15 protein-coding genes and 2 tRNA genes are annotated in these 18,933 nt (G+C 44.4%); 3 read left to right on the forward strand and 14 right to left on the reverse strand.

Features of this window, described 5'->3' with window-relative positions:
- Nucleotides 1-178 precede the first annotated feature (178 nt).
- From ACWPW6_RS16780 to ACWPW6_RS16790, 3 genes are all read left to right on the forward strand, one after another.
- Nucleotides 179-1,864, forward strand: a complete 1,686-nt coding sequence (locus ACWPW6_RS16780; protein ID WP_154622839.1) for a sensor histidine kinase — start codon at nt 179-181, stop codon at nt 1,862-1,864.
- A 15-nt stretch (nt 1,865-1,879) separates the two neighbouring features.
- Nucleotides 1,880-2,596 (forward strand): two-component system response regulator BtsR, encoded by a 717-nt coding sequence (gene btsR, locus ACWPW6_RS16785; protein WP_154622840.1) that lies wholly within the window; start codon nt 1,880-1,882, stop codon nt 2,594-2,596.
- A 102-nt stretch (nt 2,597-2,698) separates the two neighbouring features.
- Nucleotides 2,699-3,073 (forward strand): YjaA family stress response protein, encoded by a 375-nt coding sequence (locus ACWPW6_RS16790; protein WP_154622841.1) that lies wholly within the window; start codon nt 2,699-2,701, stop codon nt 3,071-3,073.
- A gap of 230 nt (nt 3,074-3,303) precedes the next feature.
- Here ACWPW6_RS16790 and ACWPW6_RS16795 read toward each other — a convergent pair whose 3' ends face one another.
- The 14 genes from ACWPW6_RS16795 to folP form a co-directional block, all read right to left on the reverse strand.
- The gene (locus tag ACWPW6_RS16795) at nt 3,304-5,235 is read right to left on the reverse strand and encodes a DEAD/DEAH family ATP-dependent RNA helicase (protein ID WP_454210026.1); all 1,932 of its coding nucleotides are present in this window, start codon (nt 5,233-5,235) and stop codon (nt 3,304-3,306) included.
- A 169-nt stretch (nt 5,236-5,404) separates the two neighbouring features.
- On the reverse strand, nt 5,405-6,322 hold the full coding sequence (gene nlpI, locus ACWPW6_RS16800; protein ID WP_154622843.1) for a lipoprotein NlpI: 918 nt from the start codon (nt 6,320-6,322) through the stop codon (nt 5,405-5,407).
- Nucleotides 6,323-6,400: 78 nt separating this feature from the next.
- Nucleotides 6,401-8,524, reverse strand: a complete 2,124-nt coding sequence (gene pnp, locus ACWPW6_RS16805) for a polyribonucleotide nucleotidyltransferase (RefSeq protein ID WP_154622844.1) — start codon at nt 8,522-8,524, stop codon at nt 6,401-6,403.
- Between the two features lie 401 nt (nt 8,525-8,925).
- Nucleotides 8,926-9,195, reverse strand: a complete 270-nt coding sequence (gene rpsO / locus ACWPW6_RS16810) for a 30S ribosomal protein S15 (RefSeq protein WP_154622845.1) — start codon at nt 9,193-9,195, stop codon at nt 8,926-8,928.
- Between the two features lie 122 nt (nt 9,196-9,317).
- A complete protein-coding gene (truB, locus tag ACWPW6_RS16815) occupies nt 9,318-10,262 on the reverse strand; it encodes a tRNA pseudouridine(55) synthase TruB (RefSeq protein ID WP_154622846.1) in 945 nt (314 codons plus the stop codon).
- Nucleotides 10,262-10,672: a 30S ribosome-binding factor RbfA gene (rbfA, locus tag ACWPW6_RS16820; protein WP_154622847.1), complete on the reverse strand. Its 411-nt coding sequence runs from the start codon at nt 10,670-10,672 to the stop codon at nt 10,262-10,264. Before rbfA ends, truB begins: the two co-directional genes overlap by 1 nt.
- Before the next feature lie 202 nt (nt 10,673-10,874).
- Nucleotides 10,875-13,607: a translation initiation factor IF-2 gene (gene infB, locus ACWPW6_RS16825; protein WP_154622848.1), complete on the reverse strand. Its 2,733-nt coding sequence runs from the start codon at nt 13,605-13,607 to the stop codon at nt 10,875-10,877.
- Nucleotides 13,608-13,630: 23 nt separating this feature from the next.
- The gene (nusA, locus tag ACWPW6_RS16830; protein ID WP_154622849.1) at nt 13,631-15,139 is read right to left on the reverse strand and encodes a transcription termination factor NusA; all 1,509 of its coding nucleotides are present in this window, start codon (nt 15,137-15,139) and stop codon (nt 13,631-13,633) included.
- A gap of 23 nt (nt 15,140-15,162) precedes the next feature.
- A complete protein-coding gene (gene rimP, locus ACWPW6_RS16835; RefSeq protein WP_014657325.1) occupies nt 15,163-15,615 on the reverse strand; it encodes a ribosome maturation factor RimP in 453 nt (150 codons plus the stop codon).
- A gap of 207 nt (nt 15,616-15,822) precedes the next feature.
- Nucleotides 15,823-15,899: transfer RNA gene (locus tag ACWPW6_RS16840), tRNA-Met, on the reverse strand.
- A gap of 58 nt (nt 15,900-15,957) precedes the next feature.
- Nucleotides 15,958-16,047: transfer RNA gene (locus ACWPW6_RS16845), tRNA-Leu, on the reverse strand.
- 93 nt (nt 16,048-16,140) lie between these two features.
- Nucleotides 16,141-16,479 carry a preprotein translocase subunit SecG gene (gene secG, locus ACWPW6_RS16850; RefSeq protein ID WP_154622850.1) on the reverse strand — a complete coding sequence of 113 codons (339 nt, stop codon included), beginning with the start codon at nt 16,477-16,479 and terminating at the stop codon, nt 16,141-16,143.
- Nucleotides 16,480-16,740: 261 nt separating this feature from the next.
- On the reverse strand, nt 16,741-18,078 hold the full coding sequence (gene glmM / locus ACWPW6_RS16855; RefSeq protein WP_154622851.1) for a phosphoglucosamine mutase: 1,338 nt from the start codon (nt 18,076-18,078) through the stop codon (nt 16,741-16,743).
- The gene (folP, locus tag ACWPW6_RS16860) at nt 18,071-18,919 is read right to left on the reverse strand and encodes a dihydropteroate synthase (RefSeq protein WP_154622852.1); all 849 of its coding nucleotides are present in this window, start codon (nt 18,917-18,919) and stop codon (nt 18,071-18,073) included. The genes glmM and folP overlap by 8 nt, the downstream gene beginning before the upstream one ends.
- Nucleotides 18,920-18,933 lie beyond the last annotated feature (14 nt).

An 18,933-nucleotide genomic window follows, 5' to 3' on the forward strand; every position in this document is an offset into this window, starting at 1 on the left:
CCGATACAGCGTTAATAAATTTGTGCGCAAGGTCACAAACAAGAGGGGGGAGATATAATATTGAAGCGACTTTCCCCTTATGTCAAATAAAGATAGCTAACTTTGACTAAATCGCTATTATTAAATCAGCGGCTTACTCTAAAATTGCGCGGCTAAAATGCCAAAATTGGAACCCTTTATGTACGAATTTGATCTCATTTTGCTGCTATTACAACAGATGTGCGTTTATTTAGTCATTGCATGGGCATTGAGTAAAACGCCTCTTGTTATCCCTCTATTAAAAGTCACTATCCGCCTGCCGCATAAGGTCATGTGCTACCTTATTTTCTCTGTTTTTTGTGTGATGGGAACTTATTTTGGCTTACATATCAATGACTCTATCGCCAATACACGTGCGATTGGTTCCGTGCTTGGAGGGCTACTGGGTGGGCCAGCGGTTGGCTTTGCAGTGGGATTCACTGGGGGATTACACCGTTATTCACTCGGCGGTATGACCGCATTTAGTTGTATGGTTTCCACTATCGCCGAAGGATTGATTGGCGGTTTAGTGCATCGTTATTACATGAAACGAGGCCAAATCGATAAAATTTTTAACCCAATTACCGCCAGTTGTGTCACCTTTGTCGCTGAAATTATCCAAATGCTCATTATTCTATTACTGGCACGTCCTTTCGATGAAGCATTAGAACTGGTGAAAAATATTGCAGCGCCCATGGTGATTGCCAACACGATTGGTGCCGCTATGTTTATTCGTATTTTGCTCGATCGCCGAGCGATTGTTGAAAAATACACGACGGCCTTTTCGGCTCAAGCCTTGAAAATCGCATTATGTACAGATGGTATTTTACGCAAAGGGTTCAATACTGATAACAGTATGAAAGTAGCCAAGATCATCTATCAAGAATTAGAGATTGGTGCCGTCGCCATCACGGATAGAGAAAAGATTTTAGCCTTTATTGGTATCGGAGCCGATCACCACTGCCCAGGCACACCGATAGCTTCCGAGCAATCGCGGCGAGCGATCGATAATAATGAAGTCGTCTATGCTGATGGTAATGAAACCCCATATAAATGCTCTTTAAGCCCAACTTGTAAACTCGGCTCCGCGTTGGTTATCCCCCTTCGTGGGGAGAATGAGCGAGTTATCGGCACGATTAAACTCTATGAAGCTAAAAATCGTTTATTCAGCTCAATTAACCGCACTCTCGGTGAAGGCATCGCGAGCTTATTTTCAGCACAGATTCTCGCTGGACAATATGAACGTAATAAACAATCACTGTTACAGTCGGAAGTAAAGCTACTTCACGCGCAAGTGAATCCTCACTTTTTATTTAACGTACTTAATACACTACAAGCTGTTATACGCCGAGACAGTCGGCAAGCTGGACAATTAGTCCAATACCTCTCAACATTCTTTCGCAATAACCTCAAACGCCCTGAACAAAATGCGACACTCGGTGAAGAATTAGAGCATGTGAATGCTTACTTACAAATAGAAAAAGCCCGCTTCTGTGAAAACTTACAAATAGCGCTCGATATTCCAGACACATTAAAACAGGTGCAATTACCAGCATTCTCGCTGCAACCTATCGTTGAAAATGCAATTAAACATGGCACCTCACAGTTATTAGATACTGGATATATTACAATAAGAAGCTATATACGCTGTGAACAGGTTTATATTGAAATAGAAGATAATGCAGGCCTCTATCAGCCCACAGCACAAAACGATGGCCTAGGAATGAGTTTAGTTGATAAACGCCTACGTCTAAAATATGGCGAGCAATATGGCGTTAGCGTGGAGTATGAACCAGAACAATTTACGCGAGTGCAATTACGGCTTCCCTACATGTTAAAGCAATAAAATGATTAAATTTATATGAATGTATTGATTGTTGATGATGAACCACTTGCACGGGAAAACTTACGTTGTTTATTAGAAGAGCATGATGATATTGAGATCATGGATGAGTGTGCTAACGCTATTGAAGCGATAAGTGTTATTCATAAAAAGAAGCCCGATGTCGTCTTTCTTGATATCCAAATGCCTCGTATCACAGGCCTTGAGATGGTTCGCATGCTTGACCCTGAGGATAGGCCGTATATCGTCTTTTTAACGGCCTTTAATCAGTTTGCTATACAAGCTTTTGAAGAACATGCCTTTGATTATTTATTAAAGCCATTAGAAAGCGAAAGGCTGAATAAAACCCTGAATCGACTACGTCAAGGTAAGCAGAAGCAAGACCTTGACGTTCTTAGCGATCATGAACCTCTAAAGTTTATTCCATGTACAGGACATAGCCGTATTTGGCTGATGAAATTAGATGAAGTTCAATATGTCACTTCACGCATGAGTGGCGTTTATGTGATGAGCACCCAAGGACAAGAAGGCTTTACTGAACTCACCTTAAGAACCTTAGAATTACGCACACCATTAGTTCGTTGTCATCGTCAATATTTAGTCAACATGACGCAGTTAAGTGAAATTTTGTTTGGTGATAATGGTCAAGCAGAGCTAGTCTTAAGCTCAGGGGAGCACATTCCTGTAAGCCGCCGCTATTTAAAGCCGTTAAAAGAAGCACTTGGATTAATTTAATGACTTTAAATGATACCAATTGCAGCTAGGCTGATTAATGCGAGTAAGCCTAGCCATTAACGCTGTAACCTGAAATATGACGAATATATAGGGAGATCACACATGGCTGACTTCTACTTACAGCTTCGAACCAACTCAATGACCTTAAAAAACTTAGAGACTCATGAGGAATACACCGCTGAAGGGGAATTCTCATCGTCTCGGTTAATTATTGGGGATTTCTACGTTGCACAAAGCCTTCTAGTACAACTTATTGATGCCATGAAACTCAATGTTCGGCTTCCTTTAACGACTCATCACCGTATTGTGATACAGGCCTTAGAAAAAAATGAAGGTGGACTCAGTCCCGTTGAAGTCAGGCTATTAGAAGAAATTACGGTTGCAGCGTTTAATCATAAACTCAAAAAAGTGATTGTCAGCCATGACGAGTTACCCATGCCACAAAGGCAAGCGGAAGAGTTATTAGAAAACAACTAGTAGTAAAACCTATTGTTATCCACTTACTGCGTATATCCGATAAGCACCAAAGTAGCCATCCACAAGGAAGAGTGACCGCTTGGCTGTGTCTTAATCCGCAACACAATATAGAAAGCGATTGTTGCGACGATAGATTGAAATAATAAAAAAACCCGCAATCCAATGGAAAGCGGGTTTTTAGATCTTACCGATAACGTTTTACACTAAGAACTCGGTAAATGCGTGACTAATTACGCATTATGGCTAGCGCTACGACGACGCGGTGCGGCGGTATTGTGGTCTTCATTGCGACCACGTGGACCGTTGCTATTACCGCGATCACGGTTACCACCACGGCGGTTACCCCCCGCATTATCACGATCACCACCACGGCGGTTTCCACCATCACGATCGTGACGACGACCCGCACCGAAACCACCTTCATTGCCACCATCACGACGTGGACCACCACGACGCTCACGGCGCTCAAATGGTTGTGCATCACCAATCAATTGCATTTGTGTTGGTTTATTCAGAATGCGCGCACGGCTTAAATGCGTTAATACGTCAGTCGGCATGCCTTTTGGTAATTCAATCGTCGAGTGAGTCCCGTACAACTTGATATTACCGATATAACGGCTGCTGATATCAGCTTCGTTAGCAATCGCACCAACGATGTGACGAACTTCCACACCATCATCGCGACCCACTTCGATACGATACATTTCCATATCACCAACATCACGGCGTTCACGACGACCGCCGCGATCACCACGTTCTGCACGCTCGAAACCATTACCATTACGGTCACGACGACGGTCATCACGGTCATTGAATTCACGACGTGGACGACGTGGTGCATCAGGTGGCAGGATCAGCGCACGCTCACCTTGTGCCATTTTCAGCAGTGCTGCTGCTAATGTTTCCATATCAACATCTTCTGACGGTGACAGTTTTTTCAGCAGTGCACGGTATTGATCTAAGTCGCTGCTTTCAAATTGCTGTTGAATTTTCTCAGCAAATTTCGCCTGACGACGTTCACTCAGCAATTGAGAATCTGGCAGCTCAACTTCTGGGATCGTCAGTTTCATCGTACGTTCAACGTTACGCAGCAAGCGGCGTTCACGGTTCTCAACGAACAGTAATGCGCGACCAGCACGGCCTGCACGACCTGTACGACCGATACGGTGAACATAAGATTCTGCATCCATAGGGATGTCGTAGTTAACAACTAAACTAATACGATCAACGTCAAGGCCACGCGCCGCAACATCTGTTGCGATCAGAATATCTAAACGGCCGTCTTTTAAACGTTCCAGAGTTTGCTCACGCAGTGCTTGGTTCATATCACCATTCAGTGCCGCACTGTTATAGCCATTAAGCTCAAGGGCTTCAGCCACTTCTAGCGTTGCGTTCTTAGTACGAACAAAGATGATTGCCGCATCAAAGTCTTCTGCTTCCAAGAAACGAACCAACGCTTCATTTTTACGCATACCGTAAACAGTCCAATAGCTTTGAGCAATATCTGGACGTGTTGTAATACTAGCCTGAATGCGAATTTCTTTAGGCTCTTTCATGAAACGACGTGTAATACGACGAATCGGTTCTGGCATCGTTGCAGAGAACAGTGCTGTTTGATGTTCTGCTGGGATTTGGCTCATGATGTTTTCTACATCTTCAATAAAGCCCATACGCAGCATTTCATCAGCTTCATCCAATACTAAACCTTTCAGTTTAGACAGGTCTAAAGTACCACGCTTCAGGTGGTCAAGTAGACGACCTGGTGTACCAACAACCACTTGTGGTCCTTGGCGTAGAGCACGCAACTGAACGTCATAACGTTGACCGCCATACAGGGCAACAACGTTAACGCGGCTCATGTGTTTAGAAAAATCGCTCATCGCTTCAGCAACCTGCACCGCCAACTCACGCGTTGGTGCTAGGACTAAAATTTGCGGAGCTTTTAAATCAGGGTCGATGTTATGGAGCAGTGGCAGACTGAATGCAGCGGTTTTACCACTACCCGTCTGAGCCATACCCAGCACATCATTACCATCCATCAACAATGGGATACATTGTTTTTGGATTGGCGAAGGTTTTTCATATCCCAGGTCGTTTAGTGCAGTCAAAATAGACGCTGATAAACCTAAATCAGCGAAAGAGATATCAGTCTCGGTGGTCATGTAAAGGTGCCTCATACTTAATGGCGGCCAGTTTACATAACCGTGCGAAATTCATTTCGGTCATTTTCATTTAAAATGTGAACTGGCTCAAATTGTGTTATTAAACGAACAAATAGGCCGTCACCCCGAAGGATGATGACTCAAAAAATAATCATGAAATGTTCGTCAGCTATTGCTGGCCCGATTCTAAAAGGTCGTCTTGTTCTTGGCCTAACAGCGCCAATTCCAACAATGCATAGCGGTGTTCAACAAAGCTGTGGGCGTTGTTAGCCACCGTCAGTTTGAATAACGCAGTTGCGCTATCCTTATCCCCCAGACTTAGGTAATGCTTACCTAAATAGAAGTTAGTTTCACTGAGATGCTCAGCGAGCGAAGTGTTATCCGCAGAAGTTTCTTTCAAACGCGCCATCAATGTGTTCTCACTGATATTGCCTAGATAAAACTCTACGATATTCCAGCCCCATAGCCCTTTCTCCGCGCTGTTATAACGAGCAGCCAGGTTATCCTGTGCTACACGCGGGTCTATGTCTTTCTCTACTAGATAAAGCCATAGTGTACGAAAAGGATCATTTGGATCTATCTGATAATACGCCAGCAGATCATCCTGCGCTAATTTGTATCGGCCACCGTAATATAATGCGATGCCACGATTCATACGCGCGAAATTGTAAGTTGGATCAAGCTCTAATACAGAATCAAACGCTTCATAGGCGGCATCATAGTTGCCAGCCTGCGTAAAATATATTCCTAAAAAGTTAAAGATTTCAGGAATATCGGGACGAATAGCTAACGCTGTTGAAAAATCATTGCGCGCTAACGCCCTCAAACCGAGACTATCATACAACACTCCGCGCTCATATAAAAGCTGGGCGTATTCATCATCGGTCAAAGATCGGCTCGCAAGGATTTGTTCCATACGAGCCAATATTACTTCTTGTTGTAGTGAAGGTTGCAGAGGAACAGCAAATACCTCGTTTTTACGCCAATCTTTGTTACTGCATCCAAGGAGCACAAAAAAGATAAGCGCAGAGACACCGCGAGTTAACGCGTTTAAGCCCCTAAACCGAAGACAGATACTGTTCAGCATACTCCGTCCTTACATTACCACTGTGTCAGCAAATTATGGCTATGCGCCCTAAAACATAGGGCGCTGTTCAGATTCAGCCTATTCTGCTGAGTCCTGCTGCTGTGCTGGAGTTTCTTCAGTCGCGACAGCTTCTTTCATGCTCAGGCGGATACGGCCTTGACGGTCGATTTCCAATACCTTAACAGGAACTTCTTGACCCATTTGCAGATAGTCAGTCACTTTCTCAACACGCTTGTCCGCGATTTGAGAAATGTGAACCAAACCTTCTTTACCGCCACCGATAGCAACAAATGCTCCGAAATCAACAATACGAGTCACTTTACCTTGGTAAATACGACCCACTTCAACTTCAGCGGTAATTTCTTCAATACGACGAATAGCTTCTTTCGCTTTTAGACCGTCGGTCGCGGCGATCTTCACTGTACCGTCATCTTCGATTTCGATGGTTGTCCCCGTTTCTTCTGTCAGTGCACGGATCACAGAACCACCTTTACCGATAACATCTTTAATCTTGTCCGGATTAATACGAATAGTATAAATACGCGGAGCAAATTCAGAGATCTCTTCGCGAGGACTGTTAATCGCTTGTTCCATTGTCCCTAAAATATGCAGACGAGCACCTTTTGCTTGGTTCAATGCCACTTGCATGATTTCGCGAGTGATACCTTCAATTTTGATGTCCATTTGCAGTGCGCTGATACCATCACGGCTACCCGCCACTTTAAAGTCCATATCACCCAAGTGGTCTTCATCACCTAGGATATCGGACAGAACAACAAAATCATCACCTTCTTTCACGAGACCCATTGCAATACCAGCAACAGCCGCTTTAATTGGTACACCAGCATCCATCAGAGCCAACGAAGCACCACAAACTGACGCCATTGATGATGAACCATTTGATTCAGTGATTTCTGATACCACACGAACAGTATATGGGAAGTCAGCATGGTCAGGCATAACAGCCAATACACCACGTTTTGCTAAACGACCATGACCAATTTCACGGCGCTTAGGTGAACCTACCATGCCCGTTTCACCGACAGAATATGGAGGGAAATTATAATGGAACAAGAAACGATCAGTATATTCGCCCATTAACTGGTCAATAACCTGGGCATCACGCTCAGTACCCAATGTTGCGGTAACCAGAGCCTGAGTTTCACCACGTGTAAACAGGGCGGAACCATGGGTACGAGGTAGAACACCCGTACGCACGTCGAGAGCACGCACCATGTCTTTCTCACGACCATCGATACGTGGCTCACCACGAATAACACGGCTACGAACAACTTGTTTTTCTAAGTTAGCCAAAATTTCAGCAACTTCAGCGACATCAACGTTTTCGTCTTCAGCAACGATAGCAGCGGTCACTTCTTCTTTAATCAAGTCAACTTGCGCATAACGCTCTTGTTTTTCAGTAATGCGGTATGCGTCGCCCATACGGCTTTCAGCCAGTGCAGCCACTTTATCACGCAGAGCTTGGTTAACTGGCTCTGGTTGCCAATCCCATTTTTCTTTGCCTGCTTCTTTAACTAATTCGTTAATCTCTTTAATGACAACTTGTTGTTGGTCATGACCAAAAACAACAGCACCTAGCATTTGCTCTTCGCTTAACAGCTCTGCTTCTGATTCAACCATCAGAACAGCACCTTCAGTGCCCGCAACAACTAAGTCGAGACGGCTTGATTTCAGCTCATCTGCTGTTGGGTTCAGAACATATTGATCATTAATGAAACCAACACGTGCCGCACCAATTGGACCATTGAAAGGAACGCCGGACAAGGCCAGTGCAGCTGAAGCACCAATCATAGCGACGATATCAGGGTTAACTTGAGGGTTAACTGAAACAACCGTTGCAATGATTTGGATTTCGTTGAGGAAACCTTCTGGGAACAGAGGACGTAGAGGACGGTCAATCAAACGAGCGATCAGTGTTTCGCCTTCGCCTGGGCGACCTTCACGACGGAAAAAGCTACCTGGGATACGACCTGCCGCATAAGAGCGCTCTTGATAGTTAACCGTCAGAGGGAAGAAATCCTGACCTTCTTTAACTTTTTTCTGAGCAACCGCAGTAACAAATACTGCTGTATCATCCATATTTACCATCACAGCCGCCGTCGCTTGACGCGCGATCATGCCAGTTTCGATGGATACAGTATGCTGACCGTATTGAAATTTACGAACAATAGGATTTAACAAAATATCACCCTTTATTTTAGGCCACCTGAGCTTCTCTAGTGGCATTGGCTTTCTCTTCCTACTACAGCCTCGCGACTAATGAGAACACTGATGTTCATATAATCAATGTTCTCATTAGCCGCGCGAATCGGTGTAGCTGAAGAGGCGTTAATAAAACAATTAATTAGGAACTATAGCTTAGCATTTAAGTTAAGTATAATTCGAGTACTACTTCAACTTTATGTATAACTTTTAGAAGAAAAGGGGCCATTTGGCCCCTTTCCACTGAAACTGACTATAGTCGTCATATTTCGAGTTGCAGCGATGTTAACTAGGCTAATTTAAGCTAGCCACATAACTCTGCGCCTAGCCTTTCAATTCACTTATTGACTAGCTGCACCTAGAATTATTTAGAGTATAGATTAGCGACGCAGACCCAGACGCTCGATCAGAGCTGTGTAACGTGCGATATCTTTACCTTTCAGGTAAGCTTGCAATCTACGACGCTGAGCAACCATACGCAGCAGACCACGACGGCTGTGGTGATCTTTTTTGTGCTCTGAAAAGTGGCTTTGCAGGTGGTTGATTTGCGCAGTTAACAGTGCGATTTGCACTTCACTTGAACCAGTGTCGTTAGCATCGCGGCCGAATTCAGCAACGATTTTTGCTTTCGCTTCAGTACTTAGAGACATAATAAACTCCAAATGTATAAATGTATGTAATGAGACCCAATCTCTAATTTAGTATCTCACAGATTAAGCGCCGCTATTCTACGCTGCTTGTAGCAGCAAAGCAATAAGCGCCGCTATGCAGATTATTCATTTTCGACAACTAAACGCCGTGGGGCAATTCGTAGGTCTTCACTGATTAATGCGATACCAATAAAACGCTGCGCTGCACCACAAGTAATACGTACCATTGTACCTTCGGCAAGTTGACCGATATCCGCCCTGACCGGCTGGCCTTGCTTGAAATAAGCAGCCGTTTCGTCGGTCAAATTAATGACTGGAAAATGAATAACCGCGGTATCCATTGGTAGCAATAAAGGATCAAGTAACGACTCGAAAGTGCCTTCACCCTCATCAACCTTCGCTCTTAGTTCGGCGAGTTGCTCCAATGTAACCATACGTTCGTATGGATAATTGGCGACTTGAACTCGACGCAAATAAATCACATGAGCACCACAGCCTAACATTTCACCTAAATCATCTATAATTGTCCGAATATAGGTGCCTTTAGAGCAGTGAATTTCCAGCTCAAGTTCATTATTTTCTAAACGAAGAAATTGCAACTCATAAACCGTTATCGGACGGGCTTCTCGTTCAACAGTGATCCCTTTTCGTGCATATTCATACAATGGACGCCCCTGATGTTTCAATGCCGAGTACATAGAGGGCACTTGTAAGGTATCACCACGAAAATGCGCTAATGCAGCGTCCAGCTGAGCCTGTGTAAACTCAACATCGCGCTCACTAATAATTTCACCATGAGAATCAGACGTATCCGTACGTTGACCCAACCGTGCAATCACACGATAGCGCTTATCTGAATCGAGTAAAAATTGAGAAAATTTGGTTGCTTCACCGAGACAAACAGGGAGCATCCCTGTTGCAAGTGGATCTAACGCACCCGTGTGACCCGCTTTATTTGCATTGAAGAAGCGCCGCACTTTTTGCAGCGCATCATTTGAAGAAATATCCGTGGGTTTATCCAGCAGCAAAACGCCATGTATATCACGGCCGCTACGACGACGCCCCATTATTTTTCCTCTTTACTATCCGCATCCGCACGACGCATTTCATCATTGCGAATCACATTCGAAACTAAGTTAGACATACGCATACCATCAACCAGTGAGCTATCGTAAGAAAACGTTAACTCAGGAATAACACGTAAGCGCATCGCTTTACCTAGCAAAGAACGAATAAAACCTGAGGCTTCATTCAGAGCTTTAATGCCATCTTGCACCATTTGAGATTCATGCTCTTCATGAGAGATATTAAGGAAGGTAACAAACACCTTGCCATACGCTAAATCTCTTGAAAGCTCAACACCTGAAACCGTTGCCATTCCAATGCGGGGATCTTTAACTTCACGCTGCAAGATAATCGCAATTTCTTTTTGCATTTCTTGTGCTACGCGCTGAGAACGACTAAATTCTCTTGCCATCGTTATATCTCCTGACATTAAGGGGGGCATAAGCCCCCCAAATATACTCATCCTACTTTTAAGATGCCGTGTTGTTGACTACGCTGATTCGTCCTAATCACATACCGATGTATCTTCTTAAGCACTCATTCACTTGTCGCCTAACGGCATCCTAAATGATTTAGAATAAATATTAATCTGTAATTACAGTATATCAAAGAAATTAACCGTCAATAGAACGCTTAACTTCAATCACTTCAAAGACTTCAATCATATCGCCAACACGGACGTCATTGTAGTTCTTAACACCGATACCACATTCCATACCGTTACGTACTTCGTTGACGTCATCTTTAAAGCGACGTAATGACTCCAGCTCACCTTCGTAAATAACAACGTTATCACGTAGGACGCGGATTGGGTTATTACGCTTGATAGTACCTTCTGTCACCATACAACCTGCGATTGCACCAAATTTTGGTGACTTAAATACATCACGGACTTCGGCAAGCCCCATGATTTGCTGTTTGTATTCAGGCGCCAGCATACCGCTCATCGCTTGTTTGATCTCATCAATCAAGCTATAGATGACGGAATAGTAACGTAAGTCAACACTTTCACTCTCGATAACACGACGAGCAGATGCATCCGCACGAACGTTAAAGCCAAGAATAATCGCATTTGACGCAGCTGCCAATGTCGCGTCAGTTTCTGTGATACCACCCACGCCAGAACCGATGATTTTAATTTTCACTTCATCAGTAGACAGTTTCATCAGTGAGTCAGTAATGGCTTCACAAGTACCTTGAACATCGGTTTTCAGAACAATGTTCAATTCAGACACTTTACCGTCTTCCATGTTAGCAAACATGTTTTCCAGTTTAGATTTCTGCTGGCGAGCCAGTTTCACATCACGGAATTTACCTTGGCGATACAATGCAACTTCACGTGCTTTTTTCTCGTCACGAACAACCGTTGCTTCATCACCGGCTGACGGTACATTTGATAGGCCGAGGATTTCAACAGGCATGGATGGACCCGCAGATTGCACCTCTTTACCTAATTCGTTACGCATTGCACGAATACGGCCGTATTCAAAGCCACACAGAACGATATCGCCTTTGTTAAGCGTCCCTTCTTGAACAAGGATAGTCGCAACTGGACCACGTCCTTTATCAAGATAAGACTCAACAACCACACCGCTTGCCATACCTGCATAAACCGCTTTCAGTTCTAATACTTCAGCTTGCAGCAAGATAGCATCGAGCAGGTCATCAATACCCGTTCCTTTTTTCGCTGATACACTGATAAATTGTGTATCACCACCCCAATCTTCAGAAATAACGCCGTATTGTGACAGCTCATTTCTAACGCGATCTGGGTCAGCTTCTGGTTTATCAATTTTGTTCACAGCAACAACAATTGGCACACCCGCCGCTTTCGCGTGTTGGATGGCTTCAATCGTTTGTGGCATCACGCCATCATCTGCTGCAACAACCAGAACAACGATATCCGTTGCCTGTGCACCACGAGCACGCATTGACGTAAACGCGGCGTGACCTGGGGTGTCTAAGAAGGTAATCATACCTTTGTCTGTCTGCACATGGTAAGCACCAATGTGCTGGGTGATACCACCCGCTTCACCAGAAGCAACTTTGGTCGAACGAATATAGTCAAGTAGCGACGTTTTACCATGGTCAACGTGACCCATGATAGTGACGACAGGTGCACGAGGTTCTTCACCCGCTGAACCTGTATCACGATCGTTCATTACCGCTTCTTCTAGCTCGTTTTCACGGCGAAGGATAACTTTGTGCCCCATTTCTTCTGCAACCAGTTGTGCAGTTTCTTGGTCAATGACTTGGTTGATAGTCGCCATCGCGCCCATCTTCATCATTGTTTTAATCACTTGTGAGCCTTTAACGGCCATTTTATTCGCCAGTTCACCGACAGTGATCGTTTCGCCGATAACAACATCACGGTTAACTGCTGCGGCTGGCTTATTAAAGCTTTGTTGCAGTGAGCTACCTTTACGTTGTTTACCTTTGACACGATTAGAGCGACCCACAGCGCGTTCTTCTTCGCGATCAGCCTTCTCAGAAAGTTTATTCCCTTTCTTCTGGCGAGGCGCTTTAGCGCTACGGTTACGAGAACGACGGCCTTCTTCTTTCTCGTCGTTTTCATCTTCCGCGGCACGAGCATGACGAGAAGTTGTCGTGTGATAATCACTATCATCGTCGACTTTGGAATCATTATTCCACTTATCGTTATTTTCTTCTGCCATTTTGCGGGCTTCTTCAGCTACACGTCTCGCTTCAGCTTCAACTTTACGCTGGGTTTCTTCTTCAACTTTACGTTTCAGAGCCGCAGCTTCAGCTTCACGGCGCTGTTTTTCAGAGTTGTTTTCACCGGCTTTGCCAGCTTTTTGATGATTTTCGCTTGGTTTCACTTTTTCTCTTTCCGCTACTTCGCGCGTAGCTTTTTCAGCTGCTTCACGTTTTGCTTTCTCTTCGGCCTCGCGCTTTGCTTCTGCTTCACGTTTCGCATTTTCTTCTGCAATACGTTTTGCTTCTGCTTCGCGTTTGGCCAGTTCTTCAGCTTCGCGCCGTGCTTGCTCTTCCGCTTCACGCTTCGCCTGCTCTTCCGCTTGCGCTTGCTCAGCGTCGCGGTTCACATAAGTGCGTTTTTTGCGGACTTCTACATTTACCGATTTGCTCTTACCACCGGTGACTGGAACACTCAACGTACTACGCGTTTTACGTTGTAGTGTTAACTTACTTGGCTGACCCGCAGAACCGCCTTGTTCACGATTCAAATGGCCCAGCAATGTCTCTTTTTCTGACTGACTAACAGAGTCATTCTCACCTTTTTTGATCCCTGCTTCAGCAAATTGCTGTATCAGGCGTTCAACTGTGGTTTGAATTTCTGCTGCCAATGATTTTACAGTTTCTGTCATGCCGTTCCTTCCTGCTACAGTGTTTACGCATCGTTACCGAACCAGCAAATATTACGTGCGGCCATGATGAGTGCACCTGCTTTCTCACCATCCAGACCTTCAATATCAATAAGGTCGTCGATGCCCTGCTCAGCAAGATCTTCCAGTGTACAGATACCGCGAGTAGCCAAATTATAGGCCAAAGTATTATCCATACCTTCCAGATTTAATAAATCTTCTGCTGGCTGATTATCACCTAGGCTCTCTTTTTGAGCCAATTCAATTGTGGTAAGGGCCGCTTTCGCTCTTTCACGTAGAACTTCAACAGTTTCTTCATCTAAACCGTCAATTTCCAGAAGCTCTTTGATAGGCACGTAGGCCAGTTCTTCTAACGTCGAGAAGCCTTCTTCAACAAGTGCAGTGGCGAACTCTTCATCAATATCAAGATGCTTGGTGAATGTGTCAATAGAAGCATGTGCTTCTGCCTGATGTTTTGCATTCAGCTCTTCTGCGGTCATGACATTCAGTTCCCATTTGTCATCACCACGGTGTTTTTTCAGTAATTGTGCCGCCAAACGAACGTTTTGACCATTACGGCCGATCGCTTGAGCTAAATTACTGCTTTCTACGGCAACATCCATTGTACATTTGTCTTCATCGACCACAATAGATGCCACATCAGCCGGAGCCATTGCATTAATCACGAATTGAGCTGGGTTATCATCCCATAACACAATATCAATTCGCTCGCCGCCTAACTCACTAGAAACCGCTTGAACTCGCGCACCACGCATACCAACACAAGCACCGACTGGATCAATACGCTTATCGTTAGTTTTTACTGCAATCTTGGCACGAGAACCGGGATCACGAGCAGCAGCTTTGATTTCAATAATTTCTTCACCGATTTCTGGCACTTCAATGCGGAATAGTTCAATCAGCATTTCAGGGCGAGAACGGGTCACAAAAAGTTGCGCACCGCGTGCTTCAGGACGGACATCATACAGCACACCACGAATTCGGTCACCTGGACGGAAATTTTCACGCGGTAACATATCTTCACGTAAGATAACGGCTTCAGCATTATTGCCAAGATCTAACGTAATATTTTCACGATTAACTTTTTTAACTTGAGCAGTGATGATTTCGCCTTGCTGCTCACGGAACTGGTCAACGACCATTGCACGTTCAGCTTCACGAACTTTCTGAACGATAACTTGTTTTGCTGTTTGTGTTGTAATACGGTCAAACGCAACAGATTCAATCTGATCTTCAACGTATTCGCCCAGTTGAAATTCTGGGTTTTCAAATTGTGCAGCTTCCAGCGTAATTTCACGCGTTGGCATAGTAACATCTTCAACAATTAACCAACGACGAAAAGTGTCAAAATCACCAGATTTACGATCAATCGCTACACGAACGTCGATTTCTTGTTCATATTTCTTTTTGGTTGCTGTCGCTAGTGCTGTTTCCAGAGCCTCGAATATTTTTTCACGAGGGAGGGATTTTTCGTTAGAAACCGCTTCTACAACAGCCAGAATTTCTTTGTTCATCCTAGTTGCCTCATTGAACTTAATTAAAAGTGGGGTACCAAGTTAGCTTTCTGGATGTTGCCAAGGGCGAACACTTCATCCTTACCATCCACAGTAACCGTTATCATTTCACCTTCGACGGCTTTAATAATGCCTTGCCATCTACGGCGGTTCTGCATCGCTATGCGTAAAGTCAGTGCCACCTCTTCACCGACAAAACGCTCATAATGGGCGACAGTGAATAGCGGGCGCTCTAGCCCTGGTGACGATATTTCTAGGTTATAGACCACAGAGATTGGATCTTCGACATCCAACACTGCACTCACCTGATGGCTGACATCAGCACAATCATCAACAGTGATGCCTTCTTCACTATCGATGAAAACACGCAATGTCGATGTACGCGCACGGACAAACTCTAAGCCTACAAATTCAAAGCCAAGTGCTTCCACCGGTGCTGAAATCATCTCTGTCAATTTTTGTTCTAATGTGGACAAGCCCACCCCCAGACATAAAAAAAGGGCTATAAAAGCCCAGTTAATTCGATTGTCAAATAACAAAAAACCCCGAAATTTCGGGGCTTTATGAAACTGGACCCTGTAGTGCCAACGGGTTCTACCATGTTCTTAGTATATCTTTAAAATCTAGATAAATCGATGAGAAATTCCGATAAATACATCTGACAAGATATGCTGACTAAGAATTGGTTGCGGGAGCCGGATTTGAACCGACGACCTTCGGGTTATGAGCCCGACGAGCTACCAAGCTGCTCCATCCCGCGTTCGAAAACGTGACATATTCTACACAAATAACTCGTATAGCACAAGTTATCTAAATAATGGTGCCGAGGACGGGACTTGAACCCGTACGCCCGTTTTGTAGGCACTACCACCTCAAGGTAGCGTGTATACCAATTTCACCACCTCGGCACTGAGGCGAGGTTATTCATTTATTAATAAACAATAACCTCAAATTCTTTATTTTGATGATGGCTAAAGGCCTTCATCCGGAATCTTTAACACTTAACGAGGAATATCACTCGTTGGTGTAGCTGGTGCTGCCGGAACGTCTGTTGGTTGCTCGACTTTTGCCGGTTCACTGATGTTTTCCCACTTACTACCAGTTCCATATTTGTTGGCAGTCATGTTGCCAAGAATCAAACTGATAATGAAAAACGCAGCAGCCAAGATTCCAGTCATACGAGTCATGAAGTTACCAGAACCCGATGAACCAAACAGTGTTGCAGATGCACCCGCACCGAATGACGCACCCATGTCAGCACCTTTACCTTGTTGCAACATGATCAGACCAATAAGGCCGATAGCTACCAACAAGAAAACAATTAAAAGAGCTATGTACATTCGAGTTACCTATTCAGTTGCGGCACATAGTGTTACCACTATGACCTAAAGTACTGCACACCTACTCATTTTACCTTTCAGGAAGACCTTTACAGGATTGAGCAGGTGCGAATACTAACCAAAGCTGAGCAGACAAGCAAGCCAAATTTTATTTCTGCGGTTTATTTGCGGAAAAAAACAGCAAATAAGTCAAACGGCTTGCCACTTTGTCATGCTTTCAGCGAGTCCCTTATTTTTAAACAGCATATATGCTGAATGTGATTAACCTTCAGCTTTGACAGCGTCAGCAATACGATTTGCCATGGCTAAAACTTCAGCTTCATTTTCGCCTTCCACCATAACACGAATCAGTGGTTCAGTTCCTGATTTTCTCAGTAACACACGGCCTTTACCTGCCAATTCCTTCTCCACTTGCTCATTCGCCGCCAATACCGCTTCACTTTGCAGTGGATCATGGGAACCAGAAAAACGCACGTTGACCAAGACTTGAGGAAGTAATTTCATTCCACTACAGAGATCATGCAGGCTCATTTGGTTACGTACCATCGCACTCAATACTTGCAAACCAGCAACAATACCATCTCCTGTTGTCGTCTTATCTAATAAGATAATATGACCTGAGTTTTCAGCTCCCATACGCCAGCCTTTTTCTTGAAGCTTCTCAAGGACATAACGGTCACCTACTTTTGCACGTTCAAACGGAATACCGAGCTGTTTCAGCGCAATCTCTAACCCCATATTACTCATTAGTGTGCCAACAACGCCACCTTTTAGCTGACCTTGACGTAAGGCTTCACGTGCGATGATATACAGGATTTGGTCACCATCGACTTTGTTACCTTCATGGTCAACCATAATTAAACGGTCACCATCACCATCAAACGCCAAGCCAACATCCGCTTTTTCTGCTAAAACACGCTCTTGCAGCATGCGTACGTCGGTAGCACCGCATTTTTCATTAATGTTAATGCCATTAGGCTCGCAGCCAATTGCGATCACTTCCGCGCCTAATTCACGAAAAACATTCGGTGCAATGTGATAAGTGGCACCATTCGCGCAATCAATAACCACTTTTAAGCTAGATAGACTTTGCTCACTTGGGAAGGTGCCCTTACAAAATTCAATGTAACGCCCTGCCGCATCAACGATACGATTTGCACGACCTAATTCAGCTGACTCGACACAAGTGATCGGCTTTTCCATTTCTGCTTCTATCGCTTCTTCGACTTCATCAGGTAATTTTGTACCATCAATAGAGAAGAATTTAATACCATTGTCATCATATGGGTTATGAGAAGCGGAGATAACGATACCTGCTTCAGCACGGAAAGTTCGAGTAAGGTAAGCAACGGCAGGGGTTGGCATTGGACCTGTGAATGAAGCAGATAATCCTGCCGCCGCCAAGCCAGCCTCTAAAGATGACTCCAACATATAACCAGAGATACGCGTATCTTTACCAATAATAATTTTCCGTGAACCATGGCGCGCAAGGACTTTTCCTGCTGCCCAACCTAATTTTAAGACAAAATCAGGCGTGATTGGGCTATCACCCACTTTGCCACGAATACCATCGGTACCAAAAAATTTACGGTTACTCATACGCTAACTTTTCCTTTTCTGACAGAGTCATCTGAACGATCTGCATTGCTTGAACGGTTTCTTTGACATCATGCACACGAATAATTTGTGCACCTTTCATTGCGGCAATTGTCGCGCAAGCAACACTTCCCACAAGCCGTTCTTGTGGTGGAACATTCAATAAGTTTCCAATCATAGATTTACGAGACATGCCTGCCAATAGCGGTAGTCCGAAATCATGAAACTGATCCAAATTTGCCAATAGCTGGTAATTATGCTGCAAATTTTTGCCAAAACCAAAACCTGGATCGAGTATTATCTGTTGCCTATCAATTCCTGCCGCGACACAGCGCTCAATTTCAGTATTAAAATATTCTTTAACTTCTCTTACCACATTTTCATAATTAGGCGCGTCCTGCATGGTTCGTGGTTGACCTTGCATATGCATAATACACACAGGTAAACCACTTTGAGCCGCAACTTCGAGGCTACCCTCTTCATGTAATGAGCGGATATCATTGATTAAGTGCATGCCTGCTTTTGCCGCCTCTGACATGACTTCTGCTTTTGAGGTATCAACAGAAATCCAGACATCAAATCGTTTTGCGATTGCTTCAACAATAGGAATGACTCTATCGAGTTCTTCGTTAATCGAAACATCGGCAGCACCGGGACGGGTCGATTCACCGCCGATATCGATAATCGATGCTCCTTCATTAACCATTTTAGCGGCATGCTCGAGTGCATCATGATAACGATTATGAGTGCCACCGTCTGAAAATGAGTCAGGAGTAACATTCAAAATCCCCATCACCTTGGGAGCCGACAAATCAAGTTCACAACCTTTCGCTCTGATTTTCATTCGTTATCTCACCT

Source organism: Providencia sp. Marseille-Q8014, from assembly GCF_965112055.1.